Source organism: Bacillus sp. WC2507, from assembly GCF_052656125.1.
In genome coordinates this window covers 1,182,692-1,201,609 of record NZ_JBQXPN010000001.1, presented here as the reverse complement: position 1 = coordinate 1,201,609, position 18,918 = coordinate 1,182,692, and the positions used below count along the sequence as shown (strand labels likewise).

Sequence of the window (18,918 nt, the reverse complement as noted above, 5' to 3'; positions counted from 1 at the left end):
TTCTTATAATACTGACTATTTAGAAAAGTGTCAATCCTATTTTTTCAAAAAGAAAGGGCCTTAGCCCGTTTGCTCATCCTCATTCTTTCGCTTCTCTTCATCTATTAGAGCACGGCGTAAAATTTTTCCGACTGTCGTTTTCGGCAATTCATCTCTAAACTCATATACTTTCGGCACTTTATAAGCGGCTAAATATTTACGTGCAAACTGATTTAATTCTTCCTCAGAGCACTCTGTACCTTCTTTTAACACAACAAATGCTTTAACTGTCTCTCCTCGGTACGGATCTGGAACTCCAATCGTCACTACTTCTTGCACTTTTTCATGCTCATATAATACTTCTTCTACTTCACGAGGATACACATTAAATCCACTCGCAACAATCATATCTTTCTTACGGTCTTTTACATAGAAGAAGCCATCTTCATCCATGTAACCAACATCCCCTGTATGGAGCCACCCGTCTTGTAATACAGCTGCTGTTTCTTCTGGCTTATTCCAATACCCTTTCATAATTTGAGGACCCTTTACAACAATTTCACCAAGTTCACCCGGAGGTAAAGCCTCTCCAGTTTCAAGTGACATAATGTTTGCCTCTGTATCTGGCCACGGCACACCAATACTTCCTGGCACGCGTTTTTCCCACAAAAAATTCCCATGTGTAACTGGCGACGACTCCGTTAATCCATAACCTTCTACCAATTTTCCACCTGTAACTCTCTCAAACTCTTCCTGTACTTCTACAGGAAGCGGGGCAGATCCACTAATACAAGCCTCGATAGAAGAAATATCATATTCTTTTAAGAGGGGACTATTTAATAGAGCAATATAAATGGTTGGTGCCCCTGGAAATAGTGTGACTTTATGTTTTTTTATTGCTTCAAAAACCATTTTCATATCAAACTTCGGAATCAGCACCATTTTATATCCTTGCATAATACTTAAATTCATTACAGCTGTCATCCCATACACATGAAAGAACGGAAGGACACCAAGAATTACTTCTTCTCCTTCTTTACAATTATATAGCCAATGAGCTCCCATCAAAGTGTTCGAAACAAGGTTTTTATGCGTCAACATAACCCCTTTTGGAAATCCCGTTGTTCCCCCTGTATACTGCAAAAGAGCTAGATCATTTTCAGGATCACAAGGAACTTCAATATTAACATTACTTTCTCGTTCTACTGATTTCCATAGATGAATCGTTTCGCTTTCCGACACATTCACGACAAGATTTGCCTGCTTTTTTTGTACAAATGGATAAAGTAAATTTTTAGGGAAGGGTAAAAAGTCCGCAATCCGAGTTACGATAATATGTTCAATTTTTGTAGCAGATTGAACATTCGTTACTCTTGGAAACACTAAATCGAGACAAAGAATTACTTTTGCTCCGGAGTCATGAAGCTGGTATTCTAATTCTCTTTCTGTATATAGTGGATTTGTTTGTACTACGATACCTCCCGCAAGTAATGTACCATAATAACCAATTACGGATTGCGGACAGTTCGGCAACATAATAGCAACTCGATCACCCTTTTCCACACCGAGCTTTTGAAGATAATTCGCAAACTTCTTCACCTTATCGTGGAAGTCTGAAAATGTGATATCCTTCCCTAAAAAGTGAAGCGCTTTCTTTTCTGGATAGCGAGAAGCCACCTGTTCCACATATCCATGAAGCGGCTGAATTTCATAAGAAATCGTACTTGGAATTTCTTCTGGATAACTTTTCAACCATGGTTTTTCCACCTTCATTCCCCCTTCAAATACATAAAAGATAAAGTGAAACTTTAATCAGTGGGGGGGTTGTTTCCCCACTGATTATTAGTTGAACAAATCGGGCTTTTACGGGCAGTTGATCACCCAGTTAACTTCTTTACTTTCGCTGAATTTTGAGGTGGGATCTTACTGCCCGTTAATGCGGGATAAATGAATGTTCATTCATGATGGTTATTTTCATTATATTATAGTCACCATAACGTTACAATCATAATATTCTGACTTTTATATAACTATGCTTCACTCCATTAACTTCTTATTATATGTAGAAACTCTCCTAATCTATAAAAGAATAAGAGAGTCATTATTTAGCTTAATCTTATTATCGTTAACACAGCTCCTGGTGTAGTTGTTGATAATGTAGCAACAGCTAACAAACCAAATAGTTGCAAACTAATAGCACTTCCAGCCGCAAGAGTCGTAATAATTGTTGCACTAAAAGATGTGGTTGCCAAGGCAGGCGAATTGATAGTCCCAGCAAGCGGTGCTCCATTAATTGTAATGCGTGAACTAACTAATAACGAAGCGGTTATATTAATTGTATATGAAATATAATAATTCCCTGCATTTGCAGCCGTAAATACTGTATTTCCCCCAGAAACCGTAATTCCCGGACCGATATTCTGATTGTTTGGAAGCGGGACATTTGTTCCACCGAGAAGTACCGATATCGCTGAACCCGACGTATTATTTGCAAACGCGTATGTTGCCGTTATACTTGTGCCAGTTGCTCCGGTTTCACCTGTTGCTCCCGTTGGACCCGTTATTCCCGTCGCTCCCGTTGGACCCGTTGGACCTGTTATTCCCGTTGTTCCTGTTATTCCCGTCGCTCCCGTTGCTCCTGTTGGACCTGTTATTCCCGTCGCTCCTGTTGGACCTGTTACCCCCGTTATTCCCGTCGCTCCTGTTGGACCTGTTACCCCCGTTATTCCCGTCGCTCCTGTTGGGCCTGTTATTCCCGTTATTCCCGTCGCTCCCGTTGGACCTGTTGCTCCTGTTATTCCCGTCGCTCCTGTTGGACCTGCTGCTCCTGTTATTCCCGTTGGACCCGTTGGACCTGTTATTCCCGTCGCTCCCGTTGGACCCGTTGGACCTGTTATTCCCGTCGCTCCCGTTGGACCCGTTGGACCTGTTATTCCCGTCGCTCCCGTTGGACCCGTTGGACCTGTTATTCCCGTTGTTCCTGTTATTCCCGTCGCTCCCGTTGGACCTGTTATTCCCGTCGCTCCCGTTGGACCCGTTATTCCCGTCGCTCCTGTTGGACCTGTTGCTCCCGTCGGACCTGTTGGGCCCAGCTTAGGAACTGTCCCATCGCAACTAAAACAGCATGAATCAACATGTACACCATTTTGATTATTACACCCACAATAGCCATTTATGTTATTGCTCCATGAAGACATGTTGATCCCTTCCTTCAAATTCAATCTTTTAAGTACAAGTAAGAAATTAAAAAACATCTATCAAATAAGAACGAAAAACTTTATTCAGTGGAGCTAAATATAGATTTATCCCGTACATTCTAATAATTATTACATGCGATACTCTCTCCTTTTGCTTGTACTTTCGCCTCTCTCGTTAAATGAAATTCCTTTTCTAAATTCTTCATACACATATGGATTCCAATCTTACATAGCAATATCCGTATACCCCCTTATTTTTCGTTGGAATTTTTACCTTTTCATTTATAATCAATGGCTTTAAACTTCGCAACAGATATAAGCCACCTTCTAAACTTCCCACGATTTTCATCATAACTACTAATGTTGTACCAAACGATTAATAAAATATCGTCAACACATTCGTTTTATGACACTTTTACAAACACTTTCTAACAATTTCCGTATTTTAACAATACTTAATGAATTCTTTCTTGTGGAACAGGGATTATATTATCTCTCACGAATTTAACCTATGAACATAACTAGGGGGGATAAATATGTACCAAACTATTGAAGGCTTTCTACAATCATGGAAATACGAGGCTGAGTCTACTCAAAAGATGCTCGATGTACTAACTGATGAATCTTTGTTACAAGAAATCGCACCTGGACACTGGACGTTAGGCAGAGTTGCTTGGCATATCGTGACGGCAATTCCTGTTATGCTATCTGGTACTGGGCTTAAGTTTGAAGGAGAAACGAAAGATTATCCTGTACCAACTTCAGCTAAAACAATTGCAGATGGGTATCGTAAAGTGAATGCGGCTTTTGTTGAAGCACTTCAAAGCGAATGGACTGATAAAGACTTAACTACTATGAATGACTTCTTTGGCCGCCCTATGCCGAATTCTATATTTTTAATGACACTTATCAATCACCAAAATCATCACCGCGGACAAATGACTGTCTTAATGCGACAAGCTGGCTTAACAGCCCCTGGCGTATATGGTCCTGCAAAAGAAGAATGGGCTGCTGCTGGAATGGAAGCTCCTAAAATGTAACAGAAAAAGACAAGGTGTTTACACATCTTGTCTTTTTCTTTAATTTGTTTCATGTGAAACTATTTTTTTGCTAAATGGTTGTTTTGTGGAAAAAATACGTTGAAATAAAGTGAAACTTTAATCAATGGGAGATGCGGAAGTCAAAAATACTTCTTACGATGCTAAAATGAACCGCTATGCAATCTCCTTTGAGACAAGTAGAGACGGAGAGTTTACTATCGAATATAAAAGTCTTAATAACTTTAACATTTCTCCAGGAGTTCAAGAGTATGTAAGCACACACTCTAAATTTACAGAGTAGTAACGAAGCATACATATACAAAAAAGAGTTGGTGTAACGCCAACTCTTTTTTACGTATTCTTGTCATACTGTTATATCTTCCCTCTCTATATTTTTAATTCCGTAATATGCAATCACAACTCCAATTGCTGCCAATGCTAGTTGAAGGGGAAGAAAAGTTGCTGTAGAAAACGCTGGGTTGGTATTCATTGCAATTGATACAACGATAAGAGATGAAACAATTGTAGTTGGCACTGAACGTTTACGCATTCCAAAATATAATGGGATTAAACTCATTCCCGCAGTTGCAATAGCTAAAGGAACCAGTTTTATTCCTTCTTGCGTCAATTGATCTACTGTAAATGGATTAGGAAGAATTGAAAAATAACTATCTATCCCAAAGAACACTCCTACTACTAAAATGTTAGATACAATAACTGTTAGAAATGTTAATGTTGCTGTAATGGCCAACTTACTACTCATCATTTTCCTCCGATTAATAGGATAAGAAAACATAAGTAGTATTGTCTTATTTTTATATTCACTAATTATTAACCTTGCGATTAACACACTACCAAAAATAATGAATGTTGCTCTTACTAATGTACTAGCCGTTAACAACATCATCTGCGGATCCCTTATTTCTGGATCACCTTCTACTTGAGCAACAATGCTCGTAAAGATCATTAATGCCAGTATAGCGATATTTGCAATAACTGCCCCTTTTACATACCAGCCAAGCTTAAACTTCTTCATTTCTAGCTTCATTAAACGTAGCATAATAGTCCTCCTTTCATTTACATTTTAATCAATATAAATCGCTCCTGTTTTACTTACAATCTTCACTTCGTTTTTTGCATCACCAATGGTTCCCGCTTTTATTTTTTCTGTATTTTTATCTTTCTTAAGTCCATTTACATTCACCATTATGTCAGACGAATTACTTTTAGCCGTAAGTTTCAAAGAAGTCGGAACCCCTTTATGCCGTAAGCCAATATCTCCTGATTTTGTTTCTACAAATAATGATTTTCCTTCTTTCATATCTTTCAATAATACTTCCCCGGATGTTGAAGTAATGTTCATATTTGAGTTACTTACATTTGTTATATAGTTATCACCAGTCGTAGACTTTATATTTAATTCTTGTACTGAACTATCTTTTACAGCTAACTCTCCACTTTGCGATATGAATTCACCTTTCTCGGCTGATAGTCCTACAACCATTTCATCTCCAGACTCACTTTTTGTCACGATATTTTTCACTTCTATATCTCTTATTTTCACATCACCCGATTTATTATTTAATACAATTTTATCTATTTCTTTCTTCGGAACAGTTATAGATATACTATTTTTCTTCCTAAACGTAAAACCATTAAAAAATTTAGTCACCTTTTGTTTTTGCTTAATCACAATTTTATTTTCATCATTTTCTATTTTGACAGGATCTATTTTATCCACTTGTTGACCTTGAGCGGAAATTACTATTTTGTTAGCGTCTGTACTTTTAAATTCAATATCCCAGTTTTCATTGTCTACTTCTATTTCTTTTATATGATTTATCTCAAAAGACTTTTCTTTCTTAAAATCTTTCCCCTGAAATGTCTTAAAACCAAAAACCACACTAGCAATTGTCAGAAATAAAATTGCAATTACTATTATTTTTTTCAACATTCATACCCCAGTTCATTGTTGTTTTAATCTTACTTCACGCCACATCGATCTTGTCGATTTTACGATATGAAAGATAACTAATAAAAATCCCTAATAAACAGAGCACTATTGGGATAGCTATAAAATTAAACATACTTACTTGACCATTTCCAGAACCAAAGTTACTACTAATTAACATGCCAATTATTACTGCAGAAGTGATCGTTGTCGGTGTCGATTTCTTTCTCATCCCAAAAAATAAAGGAATTAAACTTATACCTGATATCATAAATGCACTTATAAAAGTAGCTGGAACGATAGCTATTATTTCATCTATCGTAGCTGGCGTTTCAATCAATCCCATCATTGGACTCACAAAATATACGAGTAAACTAATAATAAAAGTAGCGACAATTGTGCTCACAAAACAAAAACAAAAAACAATTGTTAATTTCGCCCTCATTAACATTTTCCTTTGCAGTGGGTACATAAACGATAGTTGCATCGTTTTGTTCCGATACTCATCAATTACTAAACGTGATAAAATGACCGAACTAAAAATAATGAATGTTATCCTAATAAAAATATTTGCTAAAGCCATGTTCTGTGTGAAGTCAGAGAAGAGCGCGTCTCCCTCAGCTTTAATTCCTAATGCCATAAGGCTTACTGCAGCGAAAATTGCTATAATACAAATTGCTACACTTTTAAAGTAACTAGATAATCGATGCTTTTTCCACTCAAGCTTCATTAATCTAAGCATACAAACCACTCCTCCATTCTTTATATAACTATCTCTACGCTGCTAACATTCTAATTCCAGCAGTAACGAAGCTTAACATTCCTATTACTATTAGAATTAACAACCATTTCCGCTCAGGTTTTCTATAATATAAAATCCCACTTATGAACATTACAATCAATCCACTTAGTAGATTCACTAACAATCCATTAAGCATGAATGCCCTCTCCATCCATTACATTTAAGAAATATTCTTCTAAGGAACTATGTTTCTTATTAATACTTTCAATTTCTACATCGTTCATAATAAGTGCTTTTGAAATAGCTTGCTGCGTCGCCTTCAATTCATACACACGAATCATATTTCCACTCATTATTTTGTAATTTTTTATACCAAGTTTATCTTCTAAAATATAAGCTGCACGTTTCACATCAGGAACAGTGATTTCAATGTACTCTGTTTGCTTTCCGTTAATACTCTTCATTGAAACTTCTTTTATTAGTTTTCCATTTTGAATTACACCAATTGTATCCGCCATTAGTTCCATCTCGCCTAAAATATGACTAGAAACTAATAATGTAATACCGTATTCTTTGCAGAGCATTTTAAATAAGTCTCGCAATTCTTTAATACCAATTGGATCTAAACCGTTAATTGGCTCATCTAAAATGAGTAATTCTGGCTTTGTCATGATCGCCCTTGCAATACCAAGTCGTTGCTTCATCCCTAATGAAAAATCTTTTACTTTTTTATCATCTATACCGTGCAGTTTTACTAAATGTAAAGCATGATCAATTGCGTTCTTATCGTAATACCCCATATATTCACAATGTAATTCTAAGTTTTCCTTCGCCGTTAATTTATCATAAAAGATTGGATATTCGATAATTGTCCCCATGCGCTTTAACAATTCATAAGATGTATCTGTCAACTTCTCACCAAAAATTTCAATATCACCGCTCGTCGGTTTTATTAAATTTGTGATCATTTTCATAATCGTTGTTTTACCTGCACCATTCGGCCCTAAGAAACCGTATATCTCTCCTTTTTTCACATGCATGTTAACGCTAGAAATAACTTCTTTCCCTTTAAACACTTTCGTCAGTTGGTTCGTTTTTAATATATATGTCATGTCACTTACCCCTTTCGCACTACTTTATATTTCTATAATAGACAACAGAAATCTCTTTTTTCTTACCCGTTTCTTACAAATTCCTTACGCTGCAAAAAAGCTTGTAGAATCTACTTCTCTACAAGCTAAAACAGCATCTTTGTTAATACAACTGTAAAAATTGTTTTTTCATACGGCTTACTAGAAAGGTGAATTTTCCCATCCATCGCTTCCACAAGCCTTTTCGTAATCGTTAACCCTAAACCGCTCCCTTGGTACAATCTATTTCTTGAATCTTCAAGTGTGTACATACGCTCAAACACTTTATCAATATGAGATTCATCAATTCCTTTTCCTGTATCCCATACGTCTATATACACATTTGTTTCGTCATCTCTTAACGTCATACCGAGTGTCTTTCCATCGTCTCCATATGTAATCGCATTTGATATTAAATTATTCAATACTCTACCTAATACTTCTACATTTCCAAGTGCATATATATTTCTTTCTGGTATATCAATATGAACGTGAAAACCTTTCGTCGTAACTAAATCATAAAAAGATAAAATCTTCTCGCGACAAACTTCATTCATATTTACTTTTGTCATTTCGATTGCCTTGTCACCAGATTCTAACTTTGCTAAATCAAAAAACTTATGAATCAGTTCCATTACTTCTAGTGTTTTTACATGCACCTTTTCAAGTAATATTTGCTGTTCTTCTTCATTTATCGTTTTATCCTTATTTAACATTTCTGTATATCCAAGAATAACTGTTAGTGGCGTCTTTAAATCATGCGAAATATTTGAAAGCATTTTTCTCATCGAAATTTCTACTTTTGCATGATCTGCATTCGTTTTCTGTTTTGCATCTAATAATTGATTAATTGCAACTAATAACTTTTGTAATTCTAGATCATCTGTCATAACGAGTAACTTCTCGCCTGTTTTTTCATTTACAATACTTTCTAACTTTTCATATGTGTATCGTAAATTTTTACTACTATTTTTTCTCATTTTATACTGTATGTAAATGACACATAACAATATAAAAATAATACCTATTAACAGATTGACCATATTACATCACTTCCAACTTATAGCCGATACCCCATAACGTTTTAATATATTCTGGATTAGATGGATTACTTTCAATTTTCTCACGCAATCTTCTCATATGAACATTAATAACATTATCGTCACCGTAATACTCTTCATTCCAAACTAACGTATATATTTGTGCTTTTGTAAATACACGATTTTGATTTTTTACGAACAGTTTTAAAATCTCAAATTCTTTTAAAGTAAGCTTGAGAGGCTTCCCTTTTTTTTCCACAGTAAAATTAATTGGATCGATTGTTAAATCACCAATCTGAATCATCTTTTCTGTTGTTTCTGTAGCCGAATATTTCGTAGACCTCCGAATACCCGCTTTTACACGTGCAGCTAATTCAATCATAGAAAACGGCTTACAAATGTAATCATCTGCTCCAAGTCCTAATCCAACAGCTTTATCAACATCTGTATCTTTTGCCGACATCATTAAAATCGGAACGGCACTTTTTTCTCGAATGATTCTCACGACCTCTAAGCCATCTAGCTTTGGCATCATAATATCGAGGATAATCAAATCAAATGAACCTTTTAAATATGTATTCACCCCTTCTTCTCCATCAGATGCGATTGTAACTTGAAAGCCTTCTTTTACTAAATATGTTTCAACCATCTCTTGAATTGAAACGTCATCTTCAACTAATAAAATATGATGTGACATATTTCTATCCCCTTTTTTACAAACATTAACACTTTAATTGTATCGTAACGAATGAATACTGGAAAGAATTATGTGAATTTTCAAACCAACTTCCCTTCCTTCCTTAACAATGATATGATAAAATTCACTACTATTGTTCATAATTAACTTTATATAAAGGAGACTTATCATGTCAGAAAACAAAAAAGTAAGCTTAGCTGATTTAATGCGCGAACAACTTGCAAAGAAAAAGCAAGGTAACGGTAATGGTCAAAATAACACAAACCAAAGCCAAGCAACGAAAAAATTACAAAATCAACAAACGAAAAAAACGAACAACCAACGTAGACGTACAGGTGTATAAATGAACGGACAAAAACGTTCTAATATCGCACCCGGTCTTGAAGTTGATATTGTACTAAAACAAGATCAACGAACTGGTAAATTAACACGTGGAATTGTAAAAGATATTTTAACGAACTCCCCTTCTCATCCGCATGGCATTAAAGTACGATTGCAGGATGGGCAAGTCGGTAGAGTACAAAATATCGTTCAATAAGAAAAGGAGCTCATGTAAACTTGAGCTCCTTTTCTTTATTAACCTTTGATTTTCTCGATGAAAACTACTTTTAAATAGTCCCCTTCTTTAAATTGATCAATTGTACGGAAATCTTCTGGTAAAGAATGTTCTTCTAATATTTTATATTTGCCATTCATTTCTTTAAATGCTGTATCGATAAAGCCTTTAAACTTTTTCATATCGAATGCGCTACAATTTGTAGAAGCAACGATAATACCGTTATTTTCTGTAATGGCAATTGTTTCTTTTAATAAATTTTTATAATCTTTCGCTGCACTGAATGTATATTTTTTTGAGCGTGCAAAGCTTGGAGGATCAAGTACAACCATATCAAATTTCATCTTTTTCTTAGCCGCATATTTGAAGTACAGAAAGACATCTTCTACAATAATATCTTGTGCTTCATAATCAACTTCATTTACACTAAACTGCTCAATCGTTTTACTTAAACTACGATTTGCAAGGTCCACACTCGTTGTTTTACTCGCTCCACCAAGTGCTGCAAATACAGAGAAAGCACCTGTATAAGAGAACATATTTAACATGGTTCTCCCCTTTGCATACTTATCACGAATTTGTTTTCGAACGTTACGCTGATCTAAAAATACACCAACCATCGCTCCGTCATTTAAATAAACCGCAAAATTCACACCATTCTCTTTTACGATAAGCGGGAACTCACCGCGCTCTCCAGCTACGAAATCATCGCCTTCAATGTATTTCCCTTTCGTATCAAAACGCTTTTTCTCATAAATCCCTTTAAAGTTTGCTACTTTTTGAAGAGCTGCTATAATCTCATCTCTAAAAGTATAAATTCCTTCACTATACCAACTCACTACGTAATAACCGTCATAATAATCGATGATTAAGCCTCCAAGACCATCACCTTCACCGTTTAGGGCGCGGAATGCTGTTGTATCACTTGATTTGTAAAATTGCTTTCGTTTATGTAAGGCAGATTTTATTTTACTTTCAAAGAAAGATTGATTAATTTGTTCACTCTCTTTTCTCGTTAAAATCCAGCCATATCCTTTATTTTGTTTTCCATAATAACCTTTTCCGACAAAGTGGTTCTTCTCATCTACTACTTTAATGATTGTTCCTTCTTCCCGAACATCATTTAAATTTTGAATCGCATCTTTTAAAATAAGCGGATATCCACTTTTAATTTCTTTTATAAATTTCGGCTTTATTTTTATAGTTACTTCAGATCGCATGTAATGTCTTCCTTTCCATTTGAATGCTTTCTAATTAGTAGGAAGCATGTAAAAAAACGAGGCTGAAAAACAGCCTCGTTTCACTATACCATATTATCGCTTTACTAGTACAACCCACTCATTGTTGCACCTAATCGCCATATATTTACTAACTTATGAAATAAATATCGTACTTTCAAAAAAAAACTTATATATTTCATCATTACCATTGACAATGATAATGATTTTCATTATCATTTAATGTATATGAGTTCTCGAAAATAAAGGCAACATTTATAGGAGGAATAAAACATGATTATTGTTACAAATACAGCTAAAATTACAAAGGGAAATGGACATAAATTAATTGAGCGTTTTAATAAAGTAGGTCAAGTCGAAACGATGCAAGGCTTTTTAGGATTAGAAGTTCTTTTAACGCAAAATACAGTTGATTATGATGAAGTAACAATTAGCACACGTTGGAATGCAAAAGAAGATTTCCAAGGTTGGACGAAGAGCTCAGCATTTAAAGATGCTCACTCACATCAAGGCGGGATGCCAGAATATATTCTTGATAATAAAATCACTTACTACAATGTTGAAGTTGTACGTATGCCAATGGCCGCAGCACAGTAAACATATTTCTTTTTTAAAGTATAGAATATGAGAAGCGTTACCGCTTCTCATATTCTATACTTTTTTATTTACTGTCTTTTTACTAGTTTCGCATGCACGACTAACCTTCCTGCTTCCGGATCAAGTGCATAGTCACACGTCGAAAGTGTTACGATTTGATCACTTGCTGTCAATTTTGTATCCGTTTTGTACAGCGATTTTTCTTGAATTTTCTCCAAAAATGATGTGTATTCCGTATCACTGCTAAAATCCGTTTCAATGTAATAAAAATCAGTTGTTGTTGTATACACCGAGAACACTTCAAGATCATATCCTTCAAATAATGTATCGTAATATAATTTACGATGCGACATGAAGAACTCTTCATCTAACATTTTCTTTAAACTTCCAAACATAGAACCATCTTTCATACGGTGACCATATAAAATAGTATTTCGATTTTGAGATTTCACATCATTACGATAGTCCATAAAGATGCTTCCTGCTCTCATATCTTCACCTTTATAATTACGAAATAAATAGTAATCATTGTCTTTCGCTTGAACGATTGGATAATTAATTTGTGTATCGTCCATCGTAACCCATCCAACTATTTCTTGGTTAATTTGCTGCAGAGCTTTGAACTGTTTACGCACTTCCCCATCTTGTGATTGCTCTTCCATCGGACTTTTTTCATAAATGTTTTGTGCTTCGGCCATTACTTTACGATTTTCATAGTAATCCATGAAAATATCACCTAATTCATATACTGAATAGAAAAAGGTACCTAAAAAAACAACTGTAAGTATTCGTTGAAAAAAAGAATTCTTCTTCCGTTCTTTTTTACTACTCAAATTATCACCTCAAAACGGATTGTTCGCATATTTAAATACCCATTGGGACCATATACAACCCTGTATCTTCATCTTGCTTTACAACGACATCTACACCGTATATCGTCTTTATCATACTTTCTGTCACAACATCATTTGGCTTACCTTTCGTAACAATTTCGCCGTCTTTCATAACAATGATATGATCACTATAGCGAATCGCCTGATTAATATCGTGTAATACCATAACGATCGTCAATCCATGTACTTCATTTAACTCTTTTACTAGCTCTAATATTTCAAGTTGATAATAAATATCTAAATAAGTTGTCGGTTCATCTAAAAAGAGCATTGGTGTTTTCTGGGCTAACGTCATAGCAATCCAAACACGTTGTCTTTCTCCGCCAGATAACGCATGAATCTCTTTATCACGTTTACTTAGCAAATTCGTACATGCTAAAGCCCTTTCGATCGCTTCTCTATCTTCATCAGTTTGCGAGGAAAAAATATTTTTATGAGGCATACGGCCAAAGCTTGTTAATTTCTCTACCGTCATATCTGCCGGTGCTTCATTTTGTTGATGGACAACGGCTAACTTTCTAGCAAACTCTTTCGGTTTATATTGGCTGATCGCCTTCCCATCCAGTATTACCTCTCCGCTACGAGGATCGTGATTTCTTGACATCACGCCAAGTAATGTCGATTTCCCGCAACCGTTTGGACCAATAATTGTTGTAATTTTACCAATTTCTATTTCACTACTAACCGACTTTAATCGATCCGTTACATTATCATACGAAAAGGTTACATTTTTAATTTCCATGAACTTTATCACTCTTTCTAAGCAAGAATATTAAGAATGGACCACCAATAACTGCCATAATCGTCGCCGCTGGAATTTCGTTAGGTGGCACAATTAACCTTCCAATCGTATCCGCCGTCAAAATTAGTAACGCTCCTGCAAGAGCAGAAAATGGAATTAATACTTTATGATCTGAACCGACTAATTGTCTTGAAATATGCGGAACGAGTAATCCCACGAAAGCAATAACACCCGCAATCGCTGTTGATACTGCCGCTAGGAGTACTGCAATAGCAGAAATAATAAGACGAACTCTCGTCACGTGCAAACCTAAGTTTTTCGCAGTCTTATCTTGTAGCGATAATAAGTTACACCAAGCTCCTACAAACAGAGCAAGAATAAGACCAATTGTTCCATACGTAACCATTATTTCTACATCGCCCCACGTCTTCATCGTTATATTAGAAGTCGTTGTTTGCTTAATACTTTTAATGAAATATCCGCAAATGGTAATGAACGATTCATTTAATCCAGTGAACATCGCATTAATAGCTATACCCACTAAAATAATGCGAAGTGGACTTAACCCTGACTTCCATGAAAATGCATAAACGAGATAACATGCAAACGCACCACCTAAAAAGGCGAATACTGGTGTCCAGAAAAAAAACTGCGGGAATAACGTAATAATAACAAGTGTCATAAAACTTGCTCCTGAAGATATACCGATCACTCCAGCATCAGCGAGTGGATTTTTCATAACAGCTTGAAAAAGCACACCTGAAACAGCAAGTGCCGCCCCAGTGAACAGTGCAATAATAATACGCGGGAAACGTAAATCTTTAATCACTTCAACATCTTCATTTCCCCCTGTAAATACCCCTTGTACAAGCTCAACAATACCTACTTCTAAACTCCCTTTCGTTGCTGACAATGATGTCATAACAATAAGTAATGCAGTAACAATGAGGAAACTCCAAGTTTTTTTATTCATTCCACTCTTCCTTTATATTAAAATGCATCACGGATACATCATTTTTTTCAATTCATCTAACGCTTCAATTGCTGCTAAGTTTCCTGTCGTTCCAAATAAACGCTCTTCTAAATCGTAAACACGATTATTTTTAACTGCCGCAAAATGTTTCCAAATGTCATTCGTTTTAAATTCTTTATCGAACATTTTTACAACTTCATCAGGCATACCGTGTGCTGCTCGTAAAATAATATCTGGATCAGCTTTCTTTAAATACTCCGTATTAGAAGCTAAATACTCTACTTGTTCACCTTGTACAATGTTTTTACCACCTAGTTGTTTTACTAAATCTCCAATATAAGAATGCTCTGTTGCTACCAAGTAACTTCCTGGCACACCTAATAAAATAAGTACTGTCGGTTCTTTCTTCCCTTTTACTTCTTTTTGAATGCTAGCAACTTTTTTATCTAACTTAGTTACTACTGCTTCGGCCTGCTTTTCACGTCCATATTTCTTACCTAAATCGTTAATTGAATTTTGCATGTTTTTCAAACTTGTTAAATCTAAAAAGTTTGCTTTCATACCCACACCATCAAAAACTGGCTTTAATTCATATTCAAGTGTTGTCACCGATAATACTTCTGACGGCTTTAATGATTTTACTTTTTCCATATCAGGGCTCATCGGATTCCCTACGTCTGGTAAACCTTTATATCGTTTTGGTAAAGTTTTAGAACTTGTTGGAACACCAACTAAATCTACTTCTAATGCATCCATAATTTCAGTTACAGCGACTGTCGTTGCAACAACTCTCTCTTTACTCTCGCTCTTTACCTGCTTCGCTGTTTCTTTCTTTGGTGATGAGCACCCAGCTATACTCACTAATAAAATGATAGCCATTAGTACACTTGCAATTTTCTTCACTCTCAATCACCACTCCTTTCCAAATAATATGAAACAAGTCTTGATGCATGCGGACATGCATCAAGACTTCAAAAATTACAATCTACCTGCTCTATATTTACGAACTAGTAAAGCAAGTGAACCTAGCAGTAACACCATGTATAAACCAAGTTGTGCTGTATCTGCTGTTTTTGAGTTTTTCTCTTTTTTTGAATCATTTTTTGTATCTTCTTTTTTCTTCTTATCATCTGCATTGCGGTTAAAATTAGGAGTACCAACTGTTTTTACATTGTCTACTTTCGGTGTAGTCACTGGATTTTTCGGATCATTTTTTGGATCTTTTTTTGGATCCTCTTTAATAGTCCCTACCGCTCCGATGTTATTTGTATCGAATTGAATTTGTACATCGTAGAAGTGGTGGTAGTTCATTGAATCGATATCTACCTTTACTTTTGCATTTAATTTTGCAAATAAGTCATTAACCTCAAATTCTACTACTCTTGTATTTGCAGCCTTATCTTCACTTACTACTTTTGCATCTGCAAATCCACCATTATTTTCTGTTTGGAATTTTGTAATCCATTCACTATTTTTTAGTGTCATTGCAATATACTTCTTACCATCTTTCACCGTTAATCTTGCTGGACTTACAACATATTGATTCATCATTGAAATTTCTTCAGTCTTATCTTTTAACACTTTAAAAGCAATATCATACTGACCATCTTTTAAATTTTTCGGATCAACTGTTGGGTTTTCATTTAGATTATTCGTTCCATCTTGGTTATTGCTTCCACCTTGATTATTGTTACCATCTTGGTTGTTGTTTCCACCTTGGTTGTCATTTCCGCCTTGGTTATCATTTCCAGGTTGATCACCTAAAGCTTTAATACTTCCTTTATCAAATGCAAATTGAATGTCATAGAAGTGATGATAATTCATCGCATCAATGTCCACTTTCACTTTTGCATTTAACTTTTTCGATAAATCATCTACTTCCACTTCTACTACTCTTGTATCTTGCTCTTTATTTGTACCTAATACTTTTGCATCGACGAACGCACTATTCTTTTCAAACTCAAACTTCGTAATCCATGAACTATTTGTTAATGTGAAGGACACATATTTCTTACCATCTTTCACTTTTAATACACCTGGACTCTTCGTATATGTGTTCATCATTGAAATTTCGTCTGTTTTATCTTTTAACACTTTAAAATTGATGCTGTATTCACCATCTGTAAGAGCATTGGGATCAATTGTTTTGTTATCGTCTTGGTTGTCATTTCCGCCTTGGTTGTTGTTTCCACCTTGGTTGTCATTTCCGCCTTGGTTGTTGTTTCCACCTTGGTTGTCATTTCCGCCTTGGTTGTTGTTTCCACCTTGGTTGTTGTTTCCACCTTGGTTGTTGTTTCCACCTTGGTTGTCATTTCCGCCTTGATTGTTGTTTCCACCTTGGTTGTCATTTCCGCCTTGATTGTTGTTTCCACCTTGGTTGTCATTTCCGCCTTGATTGTTGTTTCCACCTTGGTTGTCATTTCCGCCTTGATTGTTGTTTCCACCTTGGTTGTCATTTCCGCCTTGATTGTTGTTTCCACCTTGGTTGTCATTTCCGCCTTGGTTGTTGTTTCCACCTTGGTTGTCATTTCCGCCTTGATTGTTGTTTCCACCTTGGTTGTCATTTCCGCCTTGATTGTTGTTTCCACCTTGGTTGTCATTTCCGCCTTGGTTATCTACCGGCTGAATGCTATCTTTATCAAATGCAAATTGAATATCGTAAAAATGATGGTAATTCATTGAATCGATATCTACTTTCACTTTTGCATTTGATTTTTTTGATAAATCTGCTATTTCTACTTCCACTACGCGTGTATCAGCTTTTTTATCTTCACTTAATACACTTGCATCAAGAAATGAACCATTTTTCTCAAATTCAAACTTTGTAATCCATGAACTATTCGTTAATGTGAATGATACGTATTTTTTACCATCTTTCACCTTTAACACACCTGGACTCTTTGTATACGTGTTCATCATTGAAATTTCTTCAGTCTTATCTTTTAGCACTTTAAAACCGATGCTGTATTCACCATCTTTAATTGTTTCAGCATCTGGCTGCTTGTCTCCGCCTGGCTGTTTATCTCCCTCCGGCTGTTTGCCTCCATCTGGTTGCTTATCTCCATCTGGCTGTTTGCCTCCATCTGGTTGTTTATCTCCATCCGGTTGTTTGTCTCCATCTGGTTGCTTATCTCCATCTGGCTGTTTGCCTCCATCCGGCTGTTTGTCTCCATCTGGTTGTTTATCTTCACTTTTAATTGGTTCAAGTTTGTCTTGTTCAAATACAAGTTGTACGTCATGCGTTTGTTTATAATTTTTTGATGCCATCTCAATAAATACTTTTGTATTTAGTTTTTTTGATAAATCAGCTACTTCAAACTCTACTACTCTTGTATCTTTTTCTTTATCTTCACTCACTACTTTTGCATCAACAAATGCACCATCTTTTTCTGTTTGGAAATTTTTAATTAATGAGCTACTCTTTAGCGTTACAATTGCTTTTTTCTTACCATTTTCTACTTTCAATACTCCTGGATTTTTCATGTAACTATTCATTTTAGATTCTTCATCTGTTTTATCTTTTAATACTTTGAAAGGAATACTGTACGCACCATCTTCAATTGTGTTAGAATTTGGTTGTTGATTTGGGTCAGGCTTTTGGTCGGGCTTCTGACCTGGATCCGTAGTTTCATTTGGATCTGGCTTATTAGCTGGGTCCTCTTTTTCATCTGGTTTTTCTACATGAATTGGTGTAATACTATTTTGGTCGAATGAAATACGAATGTCATAGTAATGATGATAATTAAACGCATCAATATCAACTTTTACTTTTGCATTTAATATCTTCTCTACATCTTCCACATCAAATTCTACTACTCTTGTATCTTTTTCTTTATCCTCACTAATTACATTTGTCTCAACGAGCTGACCTGCTTTTTCTGTTTCAAATTTCGTAATCCATGAACTATGCGTTAACGTAAAGGATACTTTCTTTTTCCCATCCTTCACTTTTAAAGTTCCTGGACTTACAGAGTATTGATTCATCATGGATTCTTCATCTGATTTGTCTTTAAGAACTTTGAAACCAATTGAATATTCACCGTCAGCTAGTTGACTAGCAGCTTGAACCGCAAGGGGTTGTAATGTTGATACGAATGTAAATACCATTAAAAACATCGCAACAACCATTTTAAAATATTTATT

At 35.5% G+C, this 18,918-nt stretch carries 19 protein-coding genes and 2 pseudogenes; 5 read left to right on the top strand and 16 right to left on the bottom strand.

Annotation, left to right across the window (positions count from 1 at the left end; translation table 11 throughout):
- Positions 1 to 60: 60 nt before the first annotated feature.
- The 3 genes and pseudogenes from ACUN28_RS06465 to ACUN28_RS06455 form a co-directional block, all read right to left on the bottom strand.
- Positions 61 to 1,746, bottom strand: coding sequence for a long-chain-fatty-acid--CoA ligase (locus tag ACUN28_RS06465; protein WP_016086061.1), 1,686 nt, complete (start codon positions 1,744 to 1,746; stop codon positions 61 to 63).
- A gap of 338 nt (positions 1,747 to 2,084) precedes the next feature.
- Positions 2,085 to 3,176 carry a BclA C-terminal domain-containing protein gene (locus ACUN28_RS06460; RefSeq protein ID WP_116329183.1) on the bottom strand — a complete coding sequence of 364 codons (1,092 nt, stop codon included), beginning with the start codon at positions 3,174 to 3,176 and terminating at the stop codon, positions 2,085 to 2,087.
- A gap of 281 nt (positions 3,177 to 3,457) precedes the next feature.
- A pseudogene (locus tag ACUN28_RS06455) lies at positions 3,458 to 3,580 on the bottom strand (sigma factor); the annotation flags it as partial.
- Between the two features lie 132 nt (positions 3,581 to 3,712).
- Between ACUN28_RS06455 and ACUN28_RS06450 the strand changes: the two are divergent.
- Positions 3,713 to 4,216, top strand: coding sequence for a DinB family protein (locus tag ACUN28_RS06450; protein ID WP_098800204.1), 504 nt, complete (start codon positions 3,713 to 3,715; stop codon positions 4,214 to 4,216).
- A 130-nt stretch (positions 4,217 to 4,346) separates the two neighbouring features.
- Positions 4,347 to 4,517, top strand: a pseudogene (locus ACUN28_RS06445) (spore coat protein C); the annotation flags it as partial.
- A gap of 63 nt (positions 4,518 to 4,580) precedes the next feature.
- Here the strand turns inward: ACUN28_RS06445 and ACUN28_RS06440 are convergent.
- The 7 genes from ACUN28_RS06440 to ACUN28_RS06410 form a co-directional block, all read right to left on the bottom strand.
- Positions 4,581 to 5,276 (bottom strand): ABC transporter permease, encoded by a 696-nt coding sequence (locus ACUN28_RS06440; RefSeq protein ID WP_016086050.1) that lies wholly within the window; start codon positions 5,274 to 5,276, stop codon positions 4,581 to 4,583.
- A gap of 24 nt (positions 5,277 to 5,300) precedes the next feature.
- Positions 5,301 to 6,170, bottom strand: a complete 870-nt coding sequence (locus ACUN28_RS06435) for a DUF4097 family beta strand repeat-containing protein (RefSeq protein WP_016086049.1) — start codon at positions 6,168 to 6,170, stop codon at positions 5,301 to 5,303.
- 34 nt (positions 6,171 to 6,204) lie between these two features.
- Complete coding sequence (locus tag ACUN28_RS06430; protein WP_016086048.1) at positions 6,205 to 6,909, bottom strand: ABC transporter permease; 705 nt, start codon at positions 6,907 to 6,909, stop codon at positions 6,205 to 6,207.
- Between the two features lie 34 nt (positions 6,910 to 6,943).
- Positions 6,944 to 7,105, bottom strand: coding sequence for a hypothetical protein (locus ACUN28_RS06425; protein ID WP_000931763.1), 162 nt, complete (start codon positions 7,103 to 7,105; stop codon positions 6,944 to 6,946).
- Positions 7,098 to 8,021 carry an ABC transporter ATP-binding protein gene (locus ACUN28_RS06420; RefSeq protein WP_016086047.1) on the bottom strand — a complete coding sequence of 308 codons (924 nt, stop codon included), beginning with the start codon at positions 8,019 to 8,021 and terminating at the stop codon, positions 7,098 to 7,100. Before ACUN28_RS06420 ends, ACUN28_RS06425 begins: the two co-directional genes overlap by 8 nt.
- A 125-nt stretch (positions 8,022 to 8,146) precedes the next feature.
- The gene (locus tag ACUN28_RS06415) at positions 8,147 to 9,082 is read right to left on the bottom strand and encodes a HAMP domain-containing histidine kinase (RefSeq protein ID WP_016086046.1); all 936 of its coding nucleotides are present in this window, start codon (positions 9,080 to 9,082) and stop codon (positions 8,147 to 8,149) included.
- 1 nt (position 9,083) lies between these two features.
- Positions 9,084 to 9,776 (bottom strand): response regulator transcription factor, encoded by a 693-nt coding sequence (locus ACUN28_RS06410; RefSeq protein ID WP_016086045.1) that lies wholly within the window; start codon positions 9,774 to 9,776, stop codon positions 9,084 to 9,086.
- 169 nt (positions 9,777 to 9,945) lie between these two features.
- Between ACUN28_RS06410 and ACUN28_RS06405 the strand changes: the two genes are divergently transcribed.
- Together ACUN28_RS06405 and ACUN28_RS06400 are read left to right on the top strand one after the other, a co-directional pair.
- Positions 9,946 to 10,119: a hypothetical protein gene (locus tag ACUN28_RS06405; RefSeq protein WP_016086044.1), complete on the top strand. Its 174-nt coding sequence runs from the start codon at positions 9,946 to 9,948 to the stop codon at positions 10,117 to 10,119.
- The gene (locus ACUN28_RS06400; RefSeq protein WP_001014310.1) at positions 10,120 to 10,314 is read left to right on the top strand and encodes a YwbE family protein; all 195 of its coding nucleotides are present in this window, start codon (positions 10,120 to 10,122) and stop codon (positions 10,312 to 10,314) included.
- Positions 10,315 to 10,352: 38 nt separating this feature from the next.
- Here ACUN28_RS06400 and ACUN28_RS06395 read toward each other — a convergent pair whose 3' ends face one another.
- Complete coding sequence (locus tag ACUN28_RS06395; RefSeq protein ID WP_016086043.1) at positions 10,353 to 11,552, bottom strand: class I SAM-dependent rRNA methyltransferase; 1,200 nt, start codon at positions 11,550 to 11,552, stop codon at positions 10,353 to 10,355.
- Positions 11,553 to 11,843: 291 nt separating this feature from the next.
- On the opposite strand from ACUN28_RS06395, the gene isdG reads away from it, so the two are divergent.
- Positions 11,844 to 12,167 (top strand): heme oxygenase, encoded by a 324-nt coding sequence (isdG, locus tag ACUN28_RS06390; RefSeq protein ID WP_016086042.1) that lies wholly within the window; start codon positions 11,844 to 11,846, stop codon positions 12,165 to 12,167.
- Positions 12,168 to 12,235: 68 nt separating this feature from the next.
- On the opposite strand, the gene srtB is transcribed toward isdG, so the two are convergent.
- The 5 genes from srtB to ACUN28_RS06365 form a co-directional block, all read right to left on the bottom strand.
- Positions 12,236 to 13,000, bottom strand: coding sequence for a class B sortase (gene srtB / locus ACUN28_RS06385; protein WP_016086041.1), 765 nt, complete (start codon positions 12,998 to 13,000; stop codon positions 12,236 to 12,238).
- Positions 13,001 to 13,031: 31 nt separating this feature from the next.
- Positions 13,032 to 13,802 (bottom strand): ABC transporter ATP-binding protein, encoded by a 771-nt coding sequence (locus tag ACUN28_RS06380; RefSeq protein ID WP_016086040.1) that lies wholly within the window; start codon positions 13,800 to 13,802, stop codon positions 13,032 to 13,034.
- Positions 13,792 to 14,775, bottom strand: a complete 984-nt coding sequence (locus tag ACUN28_RS06375) for a FecCD family ABC transporter permease (RefSeq protein ID WP_016086039.1) — start codon at positions 14,773 to 14,775, stop codon at positions 13,792 to 13,794. Before ACUN28_RS06375 ends, ACUN28_RS06380 begins: the two co-directional genes overlap by 11 nt.
- Positions 14,776 to 14,802: 27 nt before the next feature.
- Positions 14,803 to 15,684 carry a heme ABC transporter substrate-binding protein IsdE gene (gene isdE / locus ACUN28_RS06370; protein ID WP_016135421.1) on the bottom strand — a complete coding sequence of 294 codons (882 nt, stop codon included), beginning with the start codon at positions 15,682 to 15,684 and terminating at the stop codon, positions 14,803 to 14,805.
- Positions 15,685 to 15,753: 69 nt separating this feature from the next.
- Positions 15,754 to 18,891, bottom strand: a complete 3,138-nt coding sequence (locus ACUN28_RS06365) for an NEAT domain-containing protein (protein ID WP_445423429.1) — start codon at positions 18,889 to 18,891, stop codon at positions 15,754 to 15,756.
- Positions 18,892 to 18,918: the final 27 nt, after the last annotated feature.

Bases quoted from the DNA above. Each gene is read 5' to 3' on its own strand.
- ACUN28_RS06425 (WP_000931763.1), bottom strand. From the start codon at position 7,105: ATGCTTAATGGATTGTTAGTGAATCTACTAAGTGGATTGATTGTAATG.
- ACUN28_RS06420 (WP_016086047.1), bottom strand. From the start codon at position 8,021: ATGACATATATATTAAAAACGAACCAACTGACGAAAGTGTTTAAAGGG.
- ACUN28_RS06400 (WP_001014310.1), top strand. From the start codon at position 10,120: ATGAACGGACAAAAACGTTCTAATATCGCACCCGGTCTTGAAGTTGAT.
- ACUN28_RS06440 (WP_016086050.1), bottom strand. From the start codon at position 5,276: ATGCTACGTTTAATGAAGCTAGAAATGAAGAAGTTTAAGCTTGGCTGG.
- ACUN28_RS06415 (WP_016086046.1), bottom strand. From the start codon at position 9,082: ATGGTCAATCTGTTAATAGGTATTATTTTTATATTGTTATGTGTCATT.
- ACUN28_RS06410 (WP_016086045.1), bottom strand. From the start codon at position 9,776: ATGTCACATCATATTTTATTAGTTGAAGATGACGTTTCAATTCAAGAG.
- ACUN28_RS06460 (WP_116329183.1), bottom strand. From the start codon at position 3,176: ATGTCTTCATGGAGCAATAACATAAATGGCTATTGTGGGTGTAATAAT.
- ACUN28_RS06405 (WP_016086044.1), top strand. From the start codon at position 9,946: ATGTCAGAAAACAAAAAAGTAAGCTTAGCTGATTTAATGCGCGAACAA.
- ACUN28_RS06450 (WP_098800204.1), top strand. From the start codon at position 3,713: ATGTACCAAACTATTGAAGGCTTTCTACAATCATGGAAATACGAGGCT.
- ACUN28_RS06375 (WP_016086039.1), bottom strand. From the start codon at position 14,775: ATGAATAAAAAAACTTGGAGTTTCCTCATTGTTACTGCATTACTTATT.
- isdG (WP_016086042.1), top strand. From the start codon at position 11,844: ATGATTATTGTTACAAATACAGCTAAAATTACAAAGGGAAATGGACAT.
- ACUN28_RS06435 (WP_016086049.1), bottom strand. From the start codon at position 6,170: ATGTTGAAAAAAATAATAGTAATTGCAATTTTATTTCTGACAATTGCT.
- ACUN28_RS06395 (WP_016086043.1), bottom strand. From the start codon at position 11,552: ATGCGATCTGAAGTAACTATAAAAATAAAGCCGAAATTTATAAAAGAA.
- ACUN28_RS06365 (WP_445423429.1), bottom strand. From the start codon at position 18,891: ATGTTTTTAATGGTATTTACATTCGTATCAACATTACAACCCCTTGCG.
- ACUN28_RS06430 (WP_016086048.1), bottom strand. From the start codon at position 6,909: ATGCTTAGATTAATGAAGCTTGAGTGGAAAAAGCATCGATTATCTAGT.
- ACUN28_RS06380 (WP_016086040.1), bottom strand. From the start codon at position 13,802: ATGGAAATTAAAAATGTAACCTTTTCGTATGATAATGTAACGGATCGA.